This is a genomic window from Lewinella sp. IMCC34183 (genome assembly GCF_003390915.1).
Lineage (GTDB): Bacteria > Bacteroidota > Bacteroidia > Chitinophagales > Saprospiraceae > Neolewinella.
This window is the reverse complement of sequence record NZ_QMEM01000005.1, coordinates 153241-171398: the sequence shown is the minus strand read 5'-3', so window position 1 is coordinate 171398 and position 18158 is coordinate 153241. Positions and strand designations below refer to the sequence as shown.

Here is an 18158-nt window from a genome sequence, read left to right as displayed (position 1 = left end):
GCCGGAGGCAGCCTCTTACTGTCGCTGCCGGAGGCAGCGTTGTACTGGCCGCAATCCGCGGTGAAACCCTACAACAAGCCCAGGATCAGGTACAGGCCAGCCGCGATCCCCCCCGCCAGCCCCGCGTACGGCAGCTGCGTTTTCACGTGATCGATGTGGTCGGTCGCGGACGCCAGACTGGACAGGATAGTAGTATCGGAGATGGGGGAGCAGTGGTCGCCGAAGACGCCGCCCCCGAGCACCGCGGCGATGGCCATGAGCACGTTGGCGTCCATCTCCTGGGCCATGGGCACGGCGATGGGGATCATGATGGCGAAGGTGCCCCAGCTGGTGCCGGTACTGAAGGCGATGAAGCAGGTCACGACGAACACAAGAAAGGGCACCAGCCCCGGCGAAAGCCAGCCGCGGGCCAGTTCGGAGACGTAAATACCCGTTTCGAGTTTCTTGCAGAGCGCCCCGATACCGAAGGCCAGCAGCATCAGCAGGGCCAGGGGAATGAGTCCGGCGATACCCTTGAGTACGAGGTCTACCGACTCGCGTACGCCAAAGATCCCCTGCACCTTGTAGCTGGCTATGGACACGAGAATGGATATGGCGACCGACACCAGCACCGCGGTGGAACCCGAGCCGCTGCCGATGGCCTGAAAAATCATCGCACCCGCGCCCGCGCCCTCGCCTACGATCTCCCGGGCGTCGGCCCAGCCCGTGTAGGCCAGCATGAAGGGCATGCAGATGACCATCACCACGATGGGTACGATCATATTGTAGGCCTTCGGCGTGATACCGTCTTTGGCCTCGATATCGGTAAGGGAGGTATCGACGACGGGCTGGGCGTTGTCGTTGAGGGGCTTGCCCTCCCGGGCCCGTTGCTCGGCCTTCTTCATGGGGCCCCACTCCACGCCGGTGAGGACCACGACCGGCACCAGGAACAGGGCCGCAAAGGCGTAAAAATTGTAGCCCAGGGCCCGCAGCATGGTACCGAAGGGGTTGGCGAAGCCTTCGGCGGCCAGCAGCGTCATAATGAAGGCACCCCAGCCGTTGAAGGGGATGAGGATGGAACTGGGGGCGGAGGAAGAGTCGGCGATGTACGCCAGCTTTTCGCGGCTCAGGCCGAGTTTGTCGAAGATGGGACGGTAGAGGGTGCCGACCGTCAGTACGCTGATGCTGGATTCCACGAAGACCAGCAACCCGGTGGCCCAGGCCAGCAACTGCACCACCGTGCGGCTGGAGCCATCCTTGCGCTTTTCGTAGCTGCGCAGGCGTCGGTCGATCGCCTCGATAAAGCCGTTGACCCCGCCGCTGCGCTGCATGAACACGATCAGGGCCCCGACGAGGGCGCAGAACATGATGGTGCGGGTGTTGCCGGCATCGGCGAAGACGTCGACCAGCCCCTGCAGCGTATCCAGAAAGCCGATCCACGGGTTGCCACCGGCCAGGATCACGTAGCCCAGGAAGATGCCCACGAGCAGCGAGATGAATACCTGCCGCGTCAGAATTGCCAGGATGATGGCGATGACGGGCGGCAGGAGGGTAAGGAAACCAAGCTGTTCGGACATAGGTGAGGCGCTGAAAGTGACGAAGGCGGAGGGGGCGGGTCCGCAGGTGCAATGCAAGACAAACCTAAACATTCGCCGGCCAATCCACGGTTAGGGGGGTATAACAACCTACGTATAGCATGGCCACTACCATAAAAACCATCGACCGCAACCTCATTAAATCCTTCGCCGAATCCCGCAAGGGCCTGCCGGCCATGGTCGATCAGGTGGCGGACGGCTACAACAGCCAACCCCTGCGCATCCACTTCGACGAGGTCGATAATGAGGATAGCTTCGACGTTAACCCCGTAAGCTGGGAGGTCTTCTTTACCGAAATGCAGAACCGGGAACTGGCCCTGGCCTACGAAGAAGACGGCGACGATCTCTACTACTACGAGTTCGTACCCGCTAATTCCTGATCGCCATGTCCGTAGTACTCATCGGCGGCGGCTCCGGCTTCGTCGGCATGCACCTCTCGCGCCGGCTGCAGGCCGACGGTCACGCGGTGCGCCACCTCAGCCGGACGGCCGACCCGGACGCCACCTTTCCCACCTACGTCTGGGACGTCAAGAAAGGGACGATCGACGACGCGGCCTTCCAGGACGTCGATTACGTTATCAACCTCGCCGGAGCCGGCATCGCCGACGAGCGATGGTCGGAGGAGCGCAAGCAGGTCATCATCCAGAGCCGTACGGAGTCGACCCGCCTGCTGGCCATGACGCTGTCTCGCCTGCAGGTGACGCCCAAACTGTACCTGTCGGCCAGCGCCATCGGCTACTACGGCGACCGGGGCGAAGAGATCCTCACGGAGGAGGCCTCGCCCGGCGATGGCTTTCTCAGCCGCAGCTGCATCCTCTGGGAGGAAGCCGTACAGGAGGTGGACCGCCTTGGCATCCCCACCTTCGTCAACCGGACCGGCATCGTGCTGCACCCCGACGAAGGGGCCCTGCAAAAGATGCTCATCCCGCTGAACGTGTGGACCTCGACCTACTTCGGCGACGGGCAGCAGTACTACAGCTGGATCCACATAGAGGACCTCATCGGCATTTATGCCTTCGCCCTGGAAAATAACCTGGTCGGCACCTACAACGGCTGCGCGCCGAACCCCGTCCGCAACAAGCCATTCGCCGCCGCGCTCGGGCCGGCCCTGCACAAGAACGCCCTCGTTGTACCTGCACCCGAGGCCGCGCTGAAGGTGGCGCTGGGGGAAATGCGACACACCGTACTCGACAGCGCCCGCTGCTCGGCCGCCAAGATCGAGGCGGCAGGCTACCGCTTTGCCTACCCCGAACTGAGCCAGGCGCTGGAACAGCTACTGGGGTGATCTTTACCTACGACGGCACGTTCGCCGGCCTGCTGTCGGCGATCTTCGAGGCCTTTCGCCTGCGGGCGGAGGTTGTGGATATCGTCGCGGAGGACCGCTACCAACAGCAACTGTTCTCCGCGGCCACCCCGGTGACCACCGACGAAGTCCGGGCCCGCCGGGTAGCGGCCGGTCTGAAGGACCGCAGCGAAAACGGCAAGATCGTAGAATTACTTCGCCATGCTTTCCTGACCGAGCAACCGGAAGTGGAACGGCTCATCTACTACTTCGTGCAGCGACAAATGGCGGTGCACGGGCTGGACGTGAGCAAGGACGCGGGCGACCAACGCATCCGGCAACTGCTCCGCCTGAAGCAACAGATGGCGCGAGAAGTGCATCGGATGCACGCTTTCGTGCGTTTTCAGCAGACGCCCGACGGACTGTACGCCGCGCTCGTCAACCCGGACTTCAACTGCCTGCCCCTCATCGGCGATCACTTCGCGGCCCGCTACCCTGCCATGGAATGGCTCATCTACGACACCGGTCGCCACTACGGGCTGCACTGGGACAGCGAACGCAAACGCGCCGAGTTCATCACGCTCGAAGCCAACCAGGACGGACGTCTGCGTAGCCTGAGCGCCGATATGCTGGACGCGGCGGAAGGCGATTACCAGGAACTATGGCAGACGTACTTCCGCGCCGTGGACATCCCCGAGCGCAAGAACCTGAAGCTGCACCTGCAGCACGTACCGAAGCGCTACTGGAAGTACCTGACCGAAAAGACCTAAACCAGGGACCGCAACATGAAGCGGTCACAGGCGGAGTGCCCCGTACTGCCCAGCGGGCCGTCGAGCGGCCGAAAGCCGTACTTATCGTAGACCCCCGCCGCGGTGGTCATCGCGGCAACCGTTTCCAGATACATACGGGTATATCCGTCGGCCGCCGCGTCGCGCAGGCAGCGCGCAAGCAGCATGCCGCCACCGCCCAGGCCGCGTGCGGAGGATAGGAGATACATTTTACGCAGTTCACACACCGTCCCGTCGCCTCCCGCCAGCGGGGCGTAGCCTCCGACCCCCACTACGTCGCCGTTACTATCGGTAAGCACGAAAAAGGCGGAGCGGTCCGCGGCATAGCTGCCGTACATATCTGCCAGTTCTGGGTCGTTGATGGAGTACCCTTCGCCAACGCAGCCGAACTCGGGCATAACGGTACGTACGACGTGCCCTACGGCGGCGTTGTCGGCCGGGGTGATTTCGCGGAGGCTAAGCATCAATATTCTTCGTCAAGTTGGTAGATGGCGGGCAGGTGGCGTCCAAGTCCGTCGTAGTCGAGACCGTAGCCCACCACGAATTTAGACGGAATGGAAAATCCGATCAGGTCGATGGGGACCTCGACGCGCTGGGCTTCCGGCTTATGGAGGAGGGTGACCAGCGTTATGGAGGAGGGCTCCATGGCTTCCAGCATGGGCAGGAACGCCTGCATGGTGAGGCCGCTGTCGACGATGTCTTCCACCAGAACCACGTCGTGGCCCCGGATCAACTCGGGCTCCGGAGCCACGAGTAATTTTACCCGGCCGGCACTCTCGGTACCCGCGTAACTGCTGGTGCGGACGAAGCAAACCTCCCCGCCCAGACCGCTGGCCCGTACCAGGTCGGCGGCGAAAACGAAGGCCCCCTTCAGCATGACCACGAAGCTGGGATTGCCTTCCCCGAGCCGTTCCCGTAGCGTGTTTCCGAGCTCGCGGACACGCTCCTGGATGTTCTCCTCGGTCAGGAACGGGCGAAAATTGAGGGAATGAAGGCGAATGCGCCCGGACGGCTGGGAGGACATAAATAGCGAGGTTTTTACGACGCGAAAGGAAGTATTACTGGCGGCGGCCACGGAAGGGGAAAAGAAGGTTCGTACGACAACATTAGAACATACGATCGATTTTTGTCAATGAGACAAATAAAATTCGCCCTAAGGTTCCCTGGGGTGGGTAAAGTTATTTGCGTGGTTAGAATAGTTCTGTGGCTGGGGTGCTGAAAAGGATTTAGTAGGCTAAAATCTTAAATCGCGGAAGATTATTTTTACGATTGCGAAGATCGGCAAAATTGGACTTGTCCAATATTTCTGGTGTTTGAATGGCAATTTGCCGGTCCTGGGCCCTTATATTTGAATCAACGCAAGGCCAACAGGCCTTTTACGTGACTAAGAATAATTTGGTTTTATTTGGTTAGGGCTGAGGTAGTGCTGTGGTGGCACTGCCTCTTTTTTATTTCCATCTGACCTCGATATTGGCGTTGAGGTCCTCGCCGAAGGTGTTGATCTGTTCGGTGTGCATAGAGTAGCCGAGCAGGGGGTCGTACACCAGCCGGTGGTCTCCGTCGGAAAGGACGGTTCCGGTCTTACGGATGATCTCGATGAAGGACGGCAGGCTATCGCGGGAGACTACCGTCAATCTTCGCGTTTGCATGCTGCTGTCGGTGGCGGTATAGATGCGGGTGAGGCTGCCGCCGCTCTCCTCGCGCTCCACTCGATACTTGTCCCGGTAAGCCGGCTTGTTGATGTCGGATTCCCGGAATACCCGCAGGTCGTTCCGGAAGTTCAGCGCGGGGAGTTCGTGGGTTTCCGTCGTGCCGTTGAGGGTGATGGTCTTGGTGACTTCCGTAGCGGACTGACTCAGGCTGTCAACTTGCCGGTCCATGTACGCGGCGAGGTCGAAAAAGGGGTCTTGTTGCAGCTCCTGCTCCAGTTCTTCGGCGTAGCAGGCGGACAGGAGAAAGAGTACGGGAAGAAGCCGAAGCATAGGCGGTGGATTACTTTAGCATCATAACGCGCAGCCGGGTGAATAGTCGAAGGAAGTACGCAGGGGCCGTTTCGGTCCTGATCGGAGTCGCCCTCCTGTGGAGCTGGGGACTGGGTGCCCTGCCCCTGTTTGACTGGGACGAGATCAACTTTGCCGAGATCGCCCGGGAGATGACCGTACGCGGCGACTTTCTGCAGCCAACCATTAATTTTCTTCCCTTCTACGAGAAACCGCCCTTCTTCGCCTGGTTGCAGGTGGGGGCGTACCAGCTGTTCGGGGTAGGGGCATTCGGTGCGCGGTTCCCGAACATCGCGTGCGGCGTGCTTACCCTCGGGCTGCTTGGCTGGTACGGCCGCCGGCGGGGGGTGGGGGGGTGGTGGGCTGCCTTTTACGCGGGGAGCCTCCTGCCCACCCTGTATTTCCGGTCGGGAATCATCGATCCCTGGTTTAATCTCTTCATCCTGCTGGCGCTGTTGCCCGTCTTCCGCGGTGGGCGGCTTTCCCCGGCAACCGTGCTGGCCTGTGGGTTGAGCCTGGGATTGGCCGTCCTGACCAAGGGGCCGGTAGCGGGCTTGGTGGTGGCCCTGGTATACGCAATCACGCTTCGGCGGCGGGGCGTCAGCCGCATCCTTCCCTATCTGGGGGTGGGGCTGCTGGCCCTCCTTCCCGGGGTGGCGTGGCTCTGGAGTCTCTCGGCGCGCGACGGGGGTGCATTCCTGCAGGAGTTCACGGCTTACCAGTGGCGGCTGCTGCTACAGGAGGATGCGGGCCACGGGGGCTTTCCGGGCTACCACGTCGTCGTGCTGCTCCTCGGCTGCTTTCCCGCCTCCGTATTCGCGGTGCCCGCGCTCTTCCGGTGGCGGGTGTACGGCGGAGATGTGGATCGAGGGTTGCGGATCCTGTTCTGGGTAGTGCTGATCCTGTTTTCGCTGGTCAATACCAAGATCGTGCACTATTCCAGCCTGTGCTACTACCCCCTGACCTGGTTCGCGGCCCGCTGGACGGTAACGCACCGGGCGGAGCTGACCTTTCCCCGTAGGCTCCTGCTCCTGCTGCGGAGTTTGTGGGGCGTCTACCTGCTGGCGCTGGTTGCTCTGGCGGTGGCGGCCTGGACAATGTCCATGTGGCTACCCAAGGTGGGGGATGCAGAGCTGGCTTCCCGGCTCAGGCTACCGGTAGCCTGGCCGTGGTACACGATCGTCCCGGCGCTGGTGGTGGTCGCCATATTCATACTGGACCGGCGTCCCGACCTGTCCGTACGCCGGCGAGCCGGTTTCCACCTGGTGGGGATGTTCGTGCTGTGTCTCCTGGGCTTACCGATCGTGCTGCCGCGAATCCAGGCCTATACCCAGGGGGCGGCCCTGGAGTTCTACGGGGACCTGCGGGACGAATCGGTGTACCTGACCACCGCGCGTTACAAGTCGTACACGCCGCTCTTTTACGGTCGGGTATCGGCGGCTACCGCCGGCCGGCCGGTCCACGCAATGCTGACTGGGCCCATCGACCGTGACGTCTACTTTTCGAGTCCGTTGCGCCTGACCGACCGGGCCCTGGCGGATGCTCCCGGCGCGGAGATCCTGTACCGCCGCGGGGGCTTCACCTTTTTCCGGCGGCGCGCGGACCCCTAGTTTTCCGGCAGGGCAAAGGCCACGTACTGGTCTCCGGAGGGCGTGCCGAGCTTGCCGCCGCCGCAGGCCACGACCACGTACTGCCGGCCCCCTACGGCGTAGACCGCGGGCGTAGCGTAGCCCGCCGCGGGCAGACCGGCTTCCCAGAGCAGGGCGCCGTCGCGGGCGCGAAACGCGCGGATCTTTTCGTCGAGGGTAGCGGCGATGAAGACGACGCCCCCCGCGGTAACCACCGGTCCCCCATAGTTTTCGCTCCCGGTCTTGCGGATGCCCCGCGCCACCAGGTCGGGGTACTCACCCAGGGGTACCTGCCAGCGGATTTTGCCGGCGTTCAGGTCCAGGGCGGTGAGCGTCCCCCAGGGGGGCGAGGTGATGGGGTGGCCGTCGGATGTGCGCAGGCGGGTATATCCGTCCATGATGTAGGGGTAGGGCCACGCGCCCTTCCCGCTGGCCTCCTGTTTGTCACCACCGGTCACCTCCGGCCGAATGTCTTCCGGCGTCGCGGTTTCGCTCAGGCCGAGCAGCCAGTCGGATACCGCCGCTACCTGCTCGTCGTCCAGCCAGCCGATGGCCGGCATGGCCCCGCGACCGTTTCGGACCAGGGCGGTGACCTGCGGCTGGTCGAACCGTGCGGCCAGCCCCAGCAGCGACGGACTCTGAAAGACGCCACCGCCCCGAAGATCGGGACCGTGACAGGCCTGACAGGCAATCGCGTATACCCCCTGGCCGGAGTCATCACCCTCCAGCCCCGCTACGGGGTTCATTTTGAGCATCCACGGCATCTCGTTGGCATTGACGAACAGCAGGCCGTCGTCGGGCGACCACGCCGCCCCGCCCCATTCGGCCCCGCCGTCGAAGCCGGGAAACAGGATGGTGCCCTCCTCGCTCGGCGGTATAAAGGGCCCCCCGTAGCGGCTGCGGGCCAGCAGTTCGCGGGCCTCCCGGTTCATGGTGGAGTCGAAAGGGTACAGTTCATCGGGGGTGAGCCGTTGCCGGGTAAAGGGTGGGGGAGCGGTGGGCATCGGCTGGGTGGGGTGACTCACCTCACCGGCGAGGTCGGAGGCGGGGTAGGGGCGCTCCTCGACGGGAAACAGCGGCTCGCCGGTATCGCGGTCGAGCAGGAACAGGTAGCCTCCCTTGGTCACCTGGGCCACCGCCTCGGTCGGTGCACCGCCATGATCCACCGTGACCAGTACCGGCGGGGCGGGCAGGTCGCGGTCCCAAATGTCGTGGTGGACCGTCTGGTAGTGCCAGATGCGCTCGCCCGTCCGTGCGTCGAGCGCGAGCACGCTGTTGGCGTATAGGTTTTGGCCCGGGCGGTTGCCCCCGTAGAAATCGTAGGAGGCCGAGCCGGTAGGAACGTACACGTAGCCCCGCTCCACATCCACGCTGAGCCCCGCCCAGGCATTGGCGCCGCCCACCAGCGGCGAGCGGGAAGAGGGCCAGGTATCGGCTCCCGGTTCGCCCGGGTCGGGCAGCGTTTTGAAGGTCCACCGTAGTGCCCCGCTTTCCAGGTCGAAGGCGCGGATGTAGCCCGGTGCGGCTCCGAGGTCCTCACTCACCCGGCCTCCGACGATGATCAGGTCCTCGAAGATGATGCCCGGGCTCGTGGAGATGACGAACTGGTCACGCGCCGCCGCTCCCAGGCCGGTGTGAAGGTCTACGCGCCCGCCGTCGCCAAAGTGGTCAAGTGGCGTACCATCTTCGGCATCGAGGGCGTAGAGGTAGGGGCCGGCGGGGTAGTAGATCCGGCGGTGGGTACCATCGGTCCAGTAGCTGAGGCCCCGGTTGGTACCCATGCCGAACAGCTCGTCGCTGAAGACCGCGGGGTCGAAGGTCCACCGCTCGTCGCCCGTCGCGGCATCTATGGCAAAGGCCTTCAGTACGGGATTGGTGCCGTAGAGCACGCCTTCCACTATAAGCGGGTTACACTGGATCTGGCTGCGGCCGAGCGAGTCCCCGTCGCCCGAGGCGTAGGACCAGGCGATCGTCAGGCCGGCCACGTTGGTGGTGTCGATCTGGGTCAGGGTACTGTGCTGCCGGGTTCCCCGGTCGCCGAGGTAGTGCCCCCAGTCTGCGGCATCCTCACCCCCGACCTCCGGACCCCCGCAGGCAAAGGTCAAGGCCACCACGAGCAGTAGGGGGAGGTAGTTAGGCATCATAGGAGTAAGATGCGAAATTCCTGCATTCGCTCCGCTTCGGGCGTCCGTAACCTTGCGCCTCCCCGCTCCAGGCATCCGTAACCCGTCCGCTCCAGGCATCCGATGAGGCCTCCTGGCGTCGGCTCGCATCGGATGACTTCCGCTACCCCGCAACCCGTAACCAGCAACCAGCACCCCCGCTCCAGTCATCCGATGAGGCCTCCTGGCGTCGGCTCGCATCGGATGACTTCCGCTACCCCGCAACCCGCAACTAGCACCCAGCAACCAGCACCCCCGCTCCAGGCATCCGATGAGGCCTCCTGCCGTCGGCGCACATCGGATGACTTCCGCAAACCCGCAACCCGCAACCAGCACCCAGCACCCAGCACCCAGCACCCCCCGCTCCAGGCATCCGATGAGGCCTCCTACCGTCGGCTCGCATCGGATGACTTCCGCTAACCCGCAACCCGCAACTAGCAATCAGCAACCAGCACCCAGCACCCAGCACCCCCCGCTCCAGGCATCCGATGAGGCCTCCTACCGTCGGCTCGCATCGGATGACTTCCGCTAACCAGCAACCAGCAACCCGCAACCAGCACCCGACAACCCCAACCCCTCCCCACCCGTTTACCGACCAAACCGAACGTATGAAAGCCGCCCCAGACGCCAACTTCGCTACCCAGTGTATTCACGGAGGACTTGAGCCCGACCCCCAGACCGGAGCCGTAATGACCCCGATCTACCAGACCTCTACCTACGCCCAGTCCGCCCCCGGCGAGCATAAGGGCTACGAGTACGCCCGCACGGGCAACCCCACCCGCAGCGCGCTGCAGAATAACCTGGCCGCCCTGGAAAAGGGGAAATACGGCATTTGCTTCAGCAGCGGACTCGCCGCCATGGATACCATCCTGCGCACGCTGAAGCCCGGCGACGAGGTCCTGGCCAGCGACGACCTCTACGGCGGCAGCTACCGGCTGCTCACGGCGGTGATGGGCAATTTCGGGCTCAAGAGCCGGTTCGTCGACATGCGCGATGCCGATAAACTTGCCGGTGAGATCACCGACGACACCAAGCTGCTCTGGATCGAGACGCCCACCAATCCCATGCTCAACATCGTGGACATCCAGGCCCTCACCGACCTCGCCCGGGCAAAGGGCATCACCACCTGCGTCGATAATACCTTCGCCAGCCCCTACCTGCAGCAGCCCCTCGAACTCGGTGCCGATATGGTGCTCCACAGCGCCACCAAGTACCTCGGCGGCCACAGCGACGTGGTCATGGGGGCCATCATCACCCGCAACAAGGAACTGGCCGACAAGCTTTACTACCTGCAGAATGCCGTCGGTGCCGTCCCCGGCCCCCAGGACTGTTTCCTGGTGCTGCGCGGTATCAAGACCCTGCACCTGCGCGTACAGCGGGCCTGCGAGAACGCCCGCCGTATCGTTGAGGTACTACAGGGCAACGACCTGGTTGCCAACGTATACTACCCCGGACTGGCCGATCACCCCCGCCACGACATCGCCGCTAAGCAGATGCGCGACTTCGGGGGAATGGTCAGTTTCGACCTAAAGGAGGACACCCAGGAGGCCGCTACCGAGGTGATGAAGAACACCCACTATTTCACCCTGGCGGAAAGCCTCGGTGGCGTGGAAAGCCTTATCGGCCACCCGGCCTCCATGACCCACGCCAGTATTCCGCGCGAGCAGCGCCTGAGCGTGGGGCTTACCGATAGCCTGATCCGCCTGAGCGTAGGCGTGGAAGATGCCGACGACCTGGTCCGGGATCTGGAGAACGCCCTGGCCGCGGCCGTACCGGCTTCGGTTTAGGCTGGCGGGGTCCTGTAGTGCGCTGCCGGAGGCAGCATCGTACAGCTCGTTAACGGAAGAAGGTGCGTAAGCGATCCATAGCGGCTCCCAGCGCCTCCGGGCTTACCCCACTGTACACGATCCGGTACCAACCGGCGTCCGGCTGCCCGAGGCCGCCCGGGGCGGTGAGCAGTATACCGGTTTCCTCGAAGATCCGTTCCCACAGCTGTTCCGCGGCTGCGGGAGTCCGTTCGGGCAGGAAGCGGCTGAAGTCGGCCCAGACGAACAGGCTCCCGCGGGCGGGGGTGTAGGGTACCCCCAGTTCATCCAGGGTGTCGGTGACCGTCTGGTAGGCGCCGGTCAGCAGCCGCTGGTTCTCTTGTTGAAATTCCGTTACCCAGGCGTCGTCCCGCAGCAGTTCGGCCAGTACCCACTGGGTAAGGTTGCTGATCTGGTGCGGGGCGTTGAAGTTGGTGTAGGCCGCCCGGAAGTCTTCGTTGCGGCTGTACATCAGCCCTACCCGGAAGCCGGATACGCCGAAGTCCTTCGAGAAAGAGTACCACCAGTGCAGGTAGGGACTGTCCAGCTCTTCCAGGATGGGCAGGAAGGAGGTGTAAGCCGATACGTTGGCGACCCCCTCCGCGTCGCGACTGAACTGGCTCAGGGCATAGATCTCGTTCACCACCAAGTGAATCTCGTGCTCGATACACCACCCAGCAATACCGCGCAATTGGTCGTCCGCGTATACGGCCCCCGTCGGATTATCCGGCTGGGTAAGTACGAGCATACGGAACTTCTCGCCCAGAGTATCGCGGGTAGCGTCGAGCTCGGCCACCGACAGGGGGTGGAAACCGGTGCCGAATTCCGCCGCGTACTCCCGGATGTCGTGGCGGAGCATCCCCGCCTTGTTTTGCACGTCCGGCGCGTAGGCCTGGTACGCCGGGGCCGGGAATACGGCGTAGTCTCCGTCCTTTCCCAGGCACATGGCGCTTACTTCCACCACCGCCGTTGCACCTGCGCTCCCGCAAAAAAAGTCCGCGTTCAGCGGCTGACCGGCGATGTGCCTGCCCACGAAGCCCGCTACCGCTTCCCGAAACTCCGGGGCACCCGAGAGCTGGGTGTAGGCGGCGATCCAGTCGGGCCAGGGTGCCTCGCGGGTGATCGATTGCAGCTTGTCGCGCAGCGTCGGCCACTGCAGCAGGTTTTCGGCGATGCACAGGGTGACGGCGCCGTCGGTATCCTCTGGTGTGTAGGGTTGCTCCATCGCCCGCTCGAAGAGCGCAAAATCCGGTCGCAGTGGCTCATTGGCCTTCTTCTGTCCTCTGGTAGATAGCATGGCGCAATATCCGGATTATTCGTTCCCCGCAATCCAGATCCCACGCCTCCGCCTACAACTCGAAGTCCAGGGCGCGCCGCAGCACCGCCGAGTCGCGTTCCTCCACCAGCTTGCGGTAGCGGTCCTCGTTGAAGCGGTACAGCATGGCGGGACGGTGGGCGACGTTTTCCTGCCTACCTACCTCCTCCAGGATGCCGGTCTTCAGGATACGTGTGCGGAAATTTCGCTTGTTGAAGGGCGGCACGCCCAGTACGGTTTCATAGAGGGCCTGCAATTCGCCCAGGGTGAATTCCTCCGGTAACAGCTCGAAGCCGATGGGCTGGTAGCGCACCTTGGCCCGCAGCCGCGAGGTCGCCAGCTCGATGATCCGGGCGTGGTCGAAGGCGAGCTCGGGCAGCGCGTTGCGCGGGAACCACTCCACCCGCTCGGCGTCGGAGGAGGCGGCCGCCGGGTGGTTGCCCAGGTTGACCAGGGCGTAGTGGGCCACGCTGATCACGCGGCCGCGGGGATCGCGGTCGGGTGCGCCGAAGGTGAAGAGCTGCTCCACGTAGAGGTTCTTCACGCCGGTCTCCTCCTCGAGTTCACGCAGGGCGCCGGCTTCCAGGTCCTCGTCCATCTCCACGAATCCGCCCGGCAGCGCCCACTGCCCCTTGAAGGGCTCGCCGCCACGCTGGATCAGCAGCAACTTCAGTTCGGGTCCGCCGTCGTAGCCGAACACGACCACGTCGGTGGTTACGGAGGGGCGGGGGTGTTTGTAGGTGGGCATTAAATTTTAAATTTAAAATGTGAAATTTAAAATTGGCCCCGCTCGTCCTCGGGGCCTAAGACTTCCATTTTTTTCAGCAAGTCTTCTTTCTCCGCCAGCAGTTCGGGACTGAGGCCGTAGTGGAAGTCATTCCAGTCCAGGGCGGTCCAGAGTTGCCAGTTCTTCAGGGCGCGGTCGCGGGTGCCGGGGAGGTCGAGGGCCTCGTGTACCAGGGTTCCGTCGCGGTAGACCGGGTGGAGCAATTCGGTGGTGTCCCCGGCCAGGGTGTGGGTCTGGTCGGCCGCGTCGGTGACGGTCTGGCTGGGCGGTCCGGCCAGGGCATCGTACAGCTGGCTGGCAACCGGCCGGTCCTCCAGGTGGTAGCGGCGGACGGCCAGCTTGCCGGGGTTGCTCGACTTGGCGGCGGTTTCCGAGGCCTTTACGCGCGACTGCCAGTTACCCGACGCGTCCTGCACGGCCGAGAGCTTGTAGACGCCGCCGAGCGCCGGCTGGTCGTGGGCGGTGGCCAGCCGGGTGCCGATGCCCCAGATACCGATCTTCGCGCCCTTCGCCTTCAGGTCGCGGATGGCGTACTCGTCGAGGCTGTCGCTGGCCACGATCTGCGCGTCCGGGAAGCCGGCCTCGTCCAGCAGTTTGCGCGCTTCGATCGAGAGTGCACCCAGGTCGCCGCTGTCGAGCCGGATGCCGTTCATCTCGTGGCCGCGTTCGCGCAGGGCTCGGCCGACGCGGATGGCGTTGCGCGTCCCCTCCAGGGAGTCGTAGGTATCCACCAGGAAGATGCAGTTGGCGGGCAGGGCGGCGGCGTAGGCCTCGAAGGCGGTCAGCTCGTCGGGAAAGACCATCACCCAGCTGTGGGCGTGGGTCCCCTTGACGGGAATGCCGTAGTAGCGACCCGCCCATACGTTACTGGTCGCGTCGCAGCCGCCGAGGTAGGCGGAGCGGGAGGCGGTCAGGCCGCCGTCGATGCCCTGCGCCCGCCGCAGTCCGAACTCCAGGACGGGGTCGTCGCCGGCCGCGGCCTTGATGCGGGCGGCCTTGGTGGCGATCAGGGTGCTGAAGTTCATCACCGTCAGCAGCGCCGTTTCGAGCAACTGTACCTGCAGTAGCGGCCCTTCGATGCGCAGCAGGGGCTCGTGGGGCAGCACGATTTCCCCCTCGGGTACGGCATCTACGCTGCCGGTCCACTTCATCCGCTGCAGGTAGTTGAGAAAGGGCTCCCGGAAGAGGGGGCTGCCGTCGCTGCCCGTGAGCCGGCCGAGGTACTGTACGTCGTCGGCGCTGAAGCGGAAGTTCTCGATCAGATCGATGGCCAGCGGCAGGCCCGCCGCCAGCGCAAAACGGCCCCCGAAGGGCGCCGTCCGGTAGAACAGGTGGAAAATCGCACGCCGCTCGTGGAGTTTCGCGTGGTAGTAGCCCGCGGCCATCGTGAGCTCGTAGAGATCGGTCAGCAGGCCGAAGCCCGGGCGGTAGATCTCGGAAAGGTGGGAATGCGCCATTGCTTAGTTTAGGTTCTAAGCTAAGGTGAGAAACCGGGATAAGTTCGCTACGCTGACCGTTAGCGCTGCGGGTACGGGCAATCCTCACGGCTGGGGGCCGTTGCACCACGTAGGTTCCCGCGCCGGCATGCTGTGCCCTATATTAGCGTACCGTGGTCTTGGGCCATCCGCTCGTATATATTTCCCTATGTTTTCTACCCTACGCACCTACCGCCAACCCGAGCTCGCCGTCGCGATCCTCTGCTTTGTCGCGTGGGCGATCCTTCTCTTCGTGCCCTGGCAACCGGCCGTCTGGCCCGCCCTGCCCAGGGTGCTGGCCGGAGGGCTGTACGTGGTAGGAGCGGTGTGCTGGATCCGGAGCCGACCGAAGCTGTACCGCGGGCGGCGACTGATGGAACTGGGTGCGCTGTGCTTCGCCGCGGCCACCTTTTTGTTTCATACGGATCTTGGGTCGGATACCGTACAGGCACTCGCTGCCCTGGCCATGTTCACCTGCATGGGTATCGGCGGCTACCTCACCTGGCGCTCCGGTTTTGAGGATATGCGCCGCCCCCTTCCCCACGAAAACAACGTTACCGGTAATGAGTAATTCACCTACCAAGGACCGCCCCTTCACCTATTACCGCAGCCCGCGCTACTGGTTTGGCCTGGTCACCGTGCTTTTCGCATTCGGACTGGCCCTGTGGCCCGTAGAGCCGGGTGAGCTCACGGCGCGAGTACTCACCATATCCGGGCTGCTACTGACTTCTGGTACGGCCCTGTACCACGATATGGAGACCCGCTCCCCACTCGCCCGGCGGCAGTGGTGGTCCAATTACCTCTTTATGTGGGGGGTCATCTTCCTTCCCCTGCGGGGCGGTGCGAAGCTGCCCTGGTACGTAGCCGGCGTATCGATCGTTTGCTTACTGGCTGCCATATACCTCGGCTGGCGGGTGCACCAGGAAAAGAAGCGGGCCACCCGGGAAATGCCGGTGCCGCCCGGCGAATAACCCCCAGCTATCAGGCCCCGGCCAGGGCCACGCCCGGCAGCACGAAGTCCATCCACAGCAGGGGGGAGGGGTCGATCTCGTACGTAAAGTCGATGGCCTCTAGCGGGTCGCCCGCGGTGGGGTAGTCGCCGATGATGCGCGGCACCGTCAGTCCGCTTTCGTAGTCGGTCAGTCCGTAGCCGCCGTACACGTCCACCGCGGTGCGGATGGCCAGTTGCCCGTAGGCCACGCCGTTCGGTGCGGGTACCGGCAGGCGCACGGTGGGGAAGTCCGTATTCCCCGGGGTGGGCCGGTAGGCCGCTAGGCTGGCGCGGTCTACGGTGAAGATGGTACCGAGCTCGACGGCCACCGCCTGGTCGCGGGTATCCTCCAGCACGCCCAGCATCAGGGTGATGCGCTCGGGCAGCATGATGACCTCCGGGGGGAGCTGCGCCATGAGGTTGAGGGCGATGGGTACCTGCATCTCGTCGATGAGGCAGTACTGCATGGTTTCGCTGAGCATGATGTCCACGGGCAGGTCGCCGGCGATGCGGAAGGTGGAGGCGTCCGTCTGGATCACGTCGATGACGTACTGCTCCAGCCGCAGGTCCGCGAAGACCCGCTGCACCGCCAGGTAGCTGGCGTCGGTGATCTCCAGGCAGGTAAACTGCAGCTGCTCCGGCGTGAAACGCGTCATCAGGGGCAGGGCCAGGGTGGCGAAGGGGCCGGTGCCGGCGTAGAAGACGTGGACGGGGCCGGATTTCCGCGCCAGTACGTCCTGTACCGCGCGGTGGAGGCCACTCACGAACCGCTTGGTGCGCACGAGGTCGTCTATGCAGAGCGCCGCCCAGGTGGCGCCGATGGCCACTCCGGTGCCGGTGTCGAAGTGGTCGATGCTTTCCTCGCCGCCCAGGTCGATGCCCGAGGCGGTCAGCAGCAGGTCGCGGTAGATGTCGATGGTATCGCGCAGGAGGTCGGGGCCGGTGGCATCGTCGAGGAGGACATCGGTGATGGAGGCGAGGGTCTCAAACTTGGTCATTCAATCCGGTTGGCGAACGACCGAAGGTGGAGGTAGCGCTGCGGTGAAGGTACCGCTATATTTTCACCGGTGACCGGCTATTCGTAGAGCAGATATTTCTGGCGCATGACCCGGTAGTCCGCCAGCCCGGCGGCCCAGCCGGCCCGGATGTCGGCTTCGGAGCGGCCCGCGAGGATCTGCTCGCGGAAAGTGTCCGTTCCGGCCAGCAGGTCAAAGAAATCGGCGCGGGTGAAGAATTCCACGCCTTTGCCGCTGAGGTCGCGGTAGCTGGCCAGCAGCGGACCGAGGTCAAGCCGGTCGGCGCGGTAGGCGGCGGCGGGCCGGGCGGTGAGGTCGTAGCCGTGGCAGGTTTCGCCGTTGAGCTTGGGATCACTGGCGCCGGGTCCGGGCCGGGGCGTGAAGGTATCCGGTCCGGTGAGCTGGGGGTGGCCGTACAGCTGAAATTGCTTGCTGGTTCCGCGGCCCACGCTCAGCGCCGTGCCCTCGAAGAAGCAGAGGCTGGGGTAGAGGTAGATGCTTCGCTGGTTGGGCAGGTTGGGGGAGGGGGGCACGGGCAGTTCGTAGGCGGCGTCGTGGGTGTAGCCCGGGCAGGGGATGACCGTCAGGTCGCAGGTGAGCCCTTCGCCGAGCCAGCCTTCGCCGTTGACCATGCGGCCGTACTCTCCGACGGTAAGCCCGTGGGCGACGGGGATCGGGTCCAGCCCCACGAAACTCTCAAAACCGGCCTGCCGGACCGGGCCGTCGATGAGCTGGCCGTTGGGATTGGGGCGATCGAGGATGAGTACCGGCTTGCCGTAGCGGGCGGCCGACTCCATGACGTAGTGCAGGGTGGAGATGTAGGTGTAAAAGCGCACGCCCACGTCCTGGATATCGAAGACGATGAGGTCGAGGTCGGCGAGGTCTTCGCGGCTCGGTTTCTTGTTGCTGCCGTAGAGCGACTTGATGGGCAGGCCGGTGCGCGGGTCGCGGCCGTCGGTGATCTTCGCGCCGGCGTCGGCCTCCCCGCGGAAGCCGTGTTCGGGGGCGAAGATGCGCTGTACGTCCAGCCCCAGCCCGAGGAGGGTATCGACGAGGTGGGTCGCGCCCACGGTGGATGTCTGATTGACGACCAAGCCCAGCCTTTTTCCCCGGAGGTGACCGAGGTAGGATTCGGGGTGGTGGGCGGCGGGGAACGCGGGTGCGGCGAGGGTACCGGGGTCGCGTGGATGCTGGGTTTCGGAGCCCATATCCGCCGTGGTTTCGGTGCTTTCCACGGCACCTGCGGGCCCGCCGGATTTAAAACAATTTGCGGTAAGCGTAAAGGCAAAACAAATTATAAGATATACCTTGGACATTCCAGTGCATTGAAGACCG

General features: G+C 64.0%; 17 protein-coding genes. 7 read left to right on the top strand and 10 right to left on the bottom strand.

The genetic code is table 11. The features are described from left to right. Positions 1-68: 68 nt before the first annotated feature. Positions 69-1556, bottom strand: coding sequence for a Na+/H+ antiporter NhaC family protein (locus DQG19_RS12560; protein ID WP_116126611.1), 1488 nt, complete (start codon positions 1554-1556; stop codon positions 69-71). Between the two features lie 119 nt (positions 1557-1675). Here DQG19_RS12560 and DQG19_RS12555 point away from each other — a divergent pair, with 119 nt between their 5' ends. The 3 genes from DQG19_RS12555 to DQG19_RS12545 are packed head-to-tail and all read left to right on the top strand — an operon-like array spanning position 1676 to position 3626. After that, on the top strand, positions 1676-1954 hold the full coding sequence (locus DQG19_RS12555; protein WP_116126610.1) for a hypothetical protein: 279 nt from the start codon (positions 1676-1678) through the stop codon (positions 1952-1954). Between the two features lie 5 nt (positions 1955-1959). Further along, complete coding sequence (locus DQG19_RS12550) at positions 1960-2859, top strand: TIGR01777 family oxidoreductase (RefSeq protein WP_116126609.1); 900 nt, start codon at positions 1960-1962, stop codon at positions 2857-2859. Next, positions 2856-3626 (top strand): TIGR03915 family putative DNA repair protein, encoded by a 771-nt coding sequence (locus tag DQG19_RS12545; RefSeq protein ID WP_116126608.1) that lies wholly within the window; start codon positions 2856-2858, stop codon positions 3624-3626. Before DQG19_RS12550 ends, DQG19_RS12545 begins: the two co-directional genes overlap by 4 nt. On the opposite strand, the gene DQG19_RS12540 is transcribed toward DQG19_RS12545, so the two are convergent. From DQG19_RS12540 to DQG19_RS12530, 3 genes are all read right to left on the bottom strand, one after another. Next, positions 3623-4108: a GNAT family N-acetyltransferase gene (locus DQG19_RS12540; RefSeq protein ID WP_116126607.1), complete on the bottom strand. Its 486-nt coding sequence runs from the start codon at positions 4106-4108 to the stop codon at positions 3623-3625. The genes DQG19_RS12545 and DQG19_RS12540 overlap by 4 nt on opposite strands. Further along, positions 4108-4668 carry a phosphoribosyltransferase gene (locus DQG19_RS12535; RefSeq protein WP_116126606.1) on the bottom strand — a complete coding sequence of 187 codons (561 nt, stop codon included), beginning with the start codon at positions 4666-4668 and terminating at the stop codon, positions 4108-4110. Before DQG19_RS12535 ends, DQG19_RS12540 begins: the two co-directional genes overlap by 1 nt. Before the next feature lie 424 nt (positions 4669-5092). Continuing rightward, the gene (locus DQG19_RS12530) at positions 5093-5626 is read right to left on the bottom strand and encodes a hypothetical protein (RefSeq protein ID WP_116126605.1); all 534 of its coding nucleotides are present in this window, start codon (positions 5624-5626) and stop codon (positions 5093-5095) included. Positions 5627-5664: 38 nt separating this feature from the next. On the opposite strand from DQG19_RS12530, the gene DQG19_RS12525 reads away from it, so the two are divergent. Next, on the top strand, positions 5665-7254 hold the full coding sequence (locus tag DQG19_RS12525; RefSeq protein WP_116126604.1) for an ArnT family glycosyltransferase: 1590 nt from the start codon (positions 5665-5667) through the stop codon (positions 7252-7254). Here the strand turns inward: DQG19_RS12525 and DQG19_RS12520 are convergent. Further along, the gene (locus DQG19_RS12520) at positions 7251-9416 is read right to left on the bottom strand and encodes a PQQ-binding-like beta-propeller repeat protein (RefSeq protein WP_232826515.1); all 2166 of its coding nucleotides are present in this window, start codon (positions 9414-9416) and stop codon (positions 7251-7253) included. The two genes, DQG19_RS12525 and DQG19_RS12520, sit on opposite strands and share 4 nt — an antisense overlap. Before the next feature lie 626 nt (positions 9417-10042). On the opposite strand from DQG19_RS12520, the gene DQG19_RS12515 reads away from it, so the two are divergent. Continuing rightward, complete coding sequence (locus tag DQG19_RS12515) at positions 10043-11221, top strand: cystathionine gamma-synthase (protein ID WP_116126603.1); 1179 nt, start codon at positions 10043-10045, stop codon at positions 11219-11221. A 49-nt stretch (positions 11222-11270) separates the two neighbouring features. Here DQG19_RS12515 and DQG19_RS12510 read toward each other — a convergent pair whose 3' ends face one another. Genes DQG19_RS12510 through DQG19_RS12500 form a run of 3 tightly spaced genes read right to left on the bottom strand, consistent with a single transcriptional unit; the run spans position 11271 to position 14798 of the window. Continuing rightward, positions 11271-12536, bottom strand: a complete 1266-nt coding sequence (locus DQG19_RS12510) for an aminotransferase class I/II-fold pyridoxal phosphate-dependent enzyme (RefSeq protein WP_116126602.1) — start codon at positions 12534-12536, stop codon at positions 11271-11273. Positions 12537-12588: 52 nt separating this feature from the next. Then, entirely contained in the window at positions 12589-13302 is a 714-nt protein-coding gene (locus DQG19_RS12505) for an NUDIX hydrolase (protein ID WP_116126601.1), read from the bottom strand. 26 nt (positions 13303-13328) lie between these two features. Next, positions 13329-14798, bottom strand: coding sequence for a nicotinate phosphoribosyltransferase (locus tag DQG19_RS12500; RefSeq protein ID WP_232826514.1), 1470 nt, complete (start codon positions 14796-14798; stop codon positions 13329-13331). Positions 14799-14985: 187 nt separating this feature from the next. Between DQG19_RS12500 and DQG19_RS12495 the strand changes: the two genes are divergently transcribed. Together DQG19_RS12495 and DQG19_RS12490 are read left to right on the top strand one after the other, a co-directional pair. Continuing rightward, on the top strand, positions 14986-15387 hold the full coding sequence (locus tag DQG19_RS12495; RefSeq protein ID WP_116126600.1) for a hypothetical protein: 402 nt from the start codon (positions 14986-14988) through the stop codon (positions 15385-15387). After that, on the top strand, positions 15380-15787 hold the full coding sequence (locus DQG19_RS12490; protein WP_116126599.1) for a hypothetical protein: 408 nt from the start codon (positions 15380-15382) through the stop codon (positions 15785-15787). Before DQG19_RS12495 ends, DQG19_RS12490 begins: the two co-directional genes overlap by 8 nt. Before the next feature lie 10 nt (positions 15788-15797). On the opposite strand, the gene DQG19_RS12485 is transcribed toward DQG19_RS12490, so the two are convergent. Together DQG19_RS12485 and DQG19_RS12480 are read right to left on the bottom strand one after the other, a co-directional pair. Next, positions 15798-16805, bottom strand: a complete 1008-nt coding sequence (locus DQG19_RS12485) for a hypothetical protein (RefSeq protein WP_116126598.1) — start codon at positions 16803-16805, stop codon at positions 15798-15800. A gap of 77 nt (positions 16806-16882) precedes the next feature. Next, complete coding sequence (locus tag DQG19_RS12480) at positions 16883-18031, bottom strand: exo-beta-N-acetylmuramidase NamZ domain-containing protein (RefSeq protein ID WP_232826513.1); 1149 nt, start codon at positions 18029-18031, stop codon at positions 16883-16885. Positions 18032-18158: the final 127 nt, after the last annotated feature.

Excerpts from the sequence above, each read along its gene's own strand:
- DQG19_RS12560 (WP_116126611.1), bottom strand. The coding sequence starts at position 1,556 with ATGTCCGAACAGCTTGGTTTCCTTACCCTCCTGCCGCCCGTCATCGCC.
- DQG19_RS12555 (WP_116126610.1), top strand. The coding sequence starts at position 1,676 with ATGGCCACTACCATAAAAACCATCGACCGCAACCTCATTAAATCCTTC.
- DQG19_RS12550 (WP_116126609.1), top strand. The coding sequence starts at position 1,960 with ATGTCCGTAGTACTCATCGGCGGCGGCTCCGGCTTCGTCGGCATGCAC.
- DQG19_RS12540 (WP_116126607.1), bottom strand. The coding sequence starts at position 4,108 with ATGCTTAGCCTCCGCGAAATCACCCCGGCCGACAACGCCGCCGTAGGG.
- DQG19_RS12535 (WP_116126606.1), bottom strand. The coding sequence starts at position 4,668 with ATGTCCTCCCAGCCGTCCGGGCGCATTCGCCTTCATTCCCTCAATTTT.
- DQG19_RS12530 (WP_116126605.1), bottom strand. The coding sequence starts at position 5,626 with ATGCTTCGGCTTCTTCCCGTACTCTTTCTCCTGTCCGCCTGCTACGCC.
- DQG19_RS12520 (WP_232826515.1), bottom strand. The coding sequence starts at position 9,416 with ATGATGCCTAACTACCTCCCCCTACTGCTCGTGGTGGCCTTGACCTTT.
- DQG19_RS12515 (WP_116126603.1), top strand. The coding sequence starts at position 10,043 with ATGAAAGCCGCCCCAGACGCCAACTTCGCTACCCAGTGTATTCACGGA.
- DQG19_RS12510 (WP_116126602.1), bottom strand. The coding sequence starts at position 12,536 with ATGCTATCTACCAGAGGACAGAAGAAGGCCAATGAGCCACTGCGACCG.
- DQG19_RS12505 (WP_116126601.1), bottom strand. The coding sequence starts at position 13,302 with ATGCCCACCTACAAACACCCCCGCCCCTCCGTAACCACCGACGTGGTC.
- DQG19_RS12500 (WP_232826514.1), bottom strand. The coding sequence starts at position 14,798 with ATGGCGCATTCCCACCTTTCCGAGATCTACCGCCCGGGCTTCGGCCTG.
- DQG19_RS12495 (WP_116126600.1), top strand. The coding sequence starts at position 14,986 with ATGTTTTCTACCCTACGCACCTACCGCCAACCCGAGCTCGCCGTCGCG.
- DQG19_RS12490 (WP_116126599.1), top strand. The coding sequence starts at position 15,380 with ATGAGTAATTCACCTACCAAGGACCGCCCCTTCACCTATTACCGCAGC.
- DQG19_RS12485 (WP_116126598.1), bottom strand. The coding sequence starts at position 16,805 with ATGACCAAGTTTGAGACCCTCGCCTCCATCACCGATGTCCTCCTCGAC.
- DQG19_RS12480 (WP_232826513.1), bottom strand. The coding sequence starts at position 18,031 with ATGGGCTCCGAAACCCAGCATCCACGCGACCCCGGTACCCTCGCCGCA.